Source organism: Mesorhizobium sp. M7A.F.Ca.MR.362.00.0.0, assembly GCF_004023175.1.
In the GTDB taxonomy this organism is placed as follows: Bacteria; Pseudomonadota; Alphaproteobacteria; order Rhizobiales; family Rhizobiaceae; genus Mesorhizobium.
Map to the genome: position 1 here is coordinate 232 of NZ_RZTF01000613.1, position 2177 is coordinate 2408.

Here is a 2177-nt window from a genome sequence, read left to right on the forward strand (position 1 = left end):
TCATCACCGCTGATTGCGGCGGCAGCAACGGCGCTCGTGTCCGCTTGTGGAAGCGCGAGCTTCAGGCCTTCGCCAATGAAACCGGGCTATCCATTACGGTTGCCCACCACCCACCCGGCACGAGCAAGTGGAACCGTATCGAGCATCGCCTCTTTGCCTTCATCACGCAGAACTGGCGCGGCAAGCCGCTGATCAGCCACAAGGTCATCGTCCAACTGATCGGCGCGACCACGACGGACAAAGGCCTCGACGTTCAGTGCTGCCTCGACGAAAACGAGTATCCCAAGGCGAGCAAGGTCACCGACGCCGAAATGGCCGCCATCAACCTCAAGCATGACTCCTTCCACGGCGAATGGAATTACACAATATCACCCGCTACCCGTTAGAATGCCGCGGTTATTCCGTCTCGGGCCCTAAGTCGTCGACCCCAAGAGTGACGACACCAATCTGTGGCTTCATGACTCACCAACCACCAACCTACGGCTTCGTGATTTGATTTATGGTGGATGAGTTCAGCGACAAGAGGCGTCGGACGCAGCTCGGTTCCGATTGCCTTTCACGCCTGGCACAGTTGATACGCCGGATCGACCCGAACGAGGAACGGCCTCGGCTGAGCGCTTACGCCGTTGCAACAGATCCTTGAAACTAAATTTACAGAATCTTTGCGACCGCAAATCGCTGATAATGGTATTCACTGCGAGGTCTGAGATCAGGCACGGGCTTACGCTCAGGACCGCCGCAACACGCAACCTTGGAGTCAACGGCCAATGGCAAGAAGAGCTCTCATCCTGGTTGAAGGTTCAAGGTATAATGGTCCGCTATACGTCCAAGCGGCCCTGCGTCTTGGTCTTCATCCAATTGCCCTGTCGGCTGATCCAGCTCGGTACGACTATCTTGCGGCGGATGGCATTGAGGCTATCCGTGTCGATACAGACAATCTCGATGCGCTGATCCGCGAATGTTCCCTGATACGTGCAACCTATGACATTGCTGGCATTACGTCCGTCGGGGACTCGTTCTATGCGACAGTTGGCAAGCTCTGCCGCCATTTCGATTTACCGGGACCGAACCCCGAATCCATTGAACGATGCTGCAACAAATTCACTCAACGTCAGCTTCTCGCGGAGGCCGGCGTTGCAATACCTGCTTATCGCTTGGCAGCGGATGCGGCGGACATAGAAAGCTCTGCCGATGAAATCGGCCTGCCGGTGATTGTTAAGCCAGCCGTGGGCAGCGGCAGCCGGGGTGTCCGATTGTGCCGCAACGTTGACGAGTTGGCTGAACATACGACCTATCTGTTGGGCGGGGAGCACATATGGCGGTCTTCGCCGAGGATACTTGTCGAAGAATTCGCACTGGGCCCCTACTATTGCGCCGAGATAATGGGAAATGAGGTCATTGGCATTTCAGCCGCCGACTTCGGCCTCCCACCGCATTTCGTCTTTCGTGAAATCACCTTTCCCGCCCCGCTGACTGATGACGAGCATAAGCGTATCGCCGATGTTTCGCGGGGCTGTTTGCGAGCTCTCGGTCTTGGCTGGGGACCAACCTGCATTGAATTCCGGTGGACGAAGCTCGGCCCTGTCGTCATTGAGGTCAATCCGCGTCTTGGGGGTTCGCCCGATCCTGAACTGGTTCAGCTAGCTTACGGTGTCGATCTCATCACCGAGCACATCAAGCTTGCCATCGGAGAAGAATGGGATTTGCACAGAAGGCATTCGCAGACTGCGGCCGCGCGGATCTTTGTTCCTGATCGCGATGGCACTATCAATTCGATCGCTGGCGAGAGTCGGGCGGCCGCTTTGCCAGGTGTCGCCGAGATCAAATTCTATGTCGAACCCACGACGGCGATCAACAGAAAAGGCGATACGAGAGATTGGATAGGACATGTCATCGTCGCTTCACCTAGCCGTACCCAAACCGCTGAGATCCTTCAGCGGGCCGTCGACTTGGTCGGTTGGTCAATTACACCATTTTCGAGCCTTGGCGAATAGGGGCAATCTGCGACGCCCTCGACGTGAGGACGGTTCATTAGAGGGCTTACAACCGACGCCGAAGGGAACTAGCATGCATGCGATGCTGAAGACTTTATCTCGTTTTGATCGAGCTCGCGTCGCCAACTTAGAGCTCGAGCCCGAGCAAGAACAGTTTGTCGACCCGTTGGACTTTGTGTTCTC

The 2177-nt window shown here is 56.2% G+C and carries 2 protein-coding genes; both read left to right on the forward strand.

Going from position 1 to position 2177, the window contains the following annotated elements:
- Positions 1-386, forward strand: a 386-nt coding sequence (locus EOC06_RS41095; RefSeq protein WP_206631334.1) for an ISAzo13 family transposase, incomplete at its 5' end; no start/stop codon positions are given.
- A gap of 381 nt (positions 387-767) precedes the next feature.
- A complete protein-coding gene (locus EOC06_RS35960) occupies positions 768-1994 on the forward strand; it encodes an acetyl-CoA carboxylase biotin carboxylase subunit family protein (RefSeq protein ID WP_128310028.1) in 1227 nt (408 codons plus the stop codon).
- The last annotated feature ends 183 nt before the right edge of the window (positions 1995-2177 follow it).

Bases quoted from the DNA above. Each gene is read 5' to 3' on its own strand.
- EOC06_RS35960 (WP_128310028.1), top strand. From the start codon at position 768: ATGGCAAGAAGAGCTCTCATCCTGGTTGAAGGTTCAAGGTATAATGGT.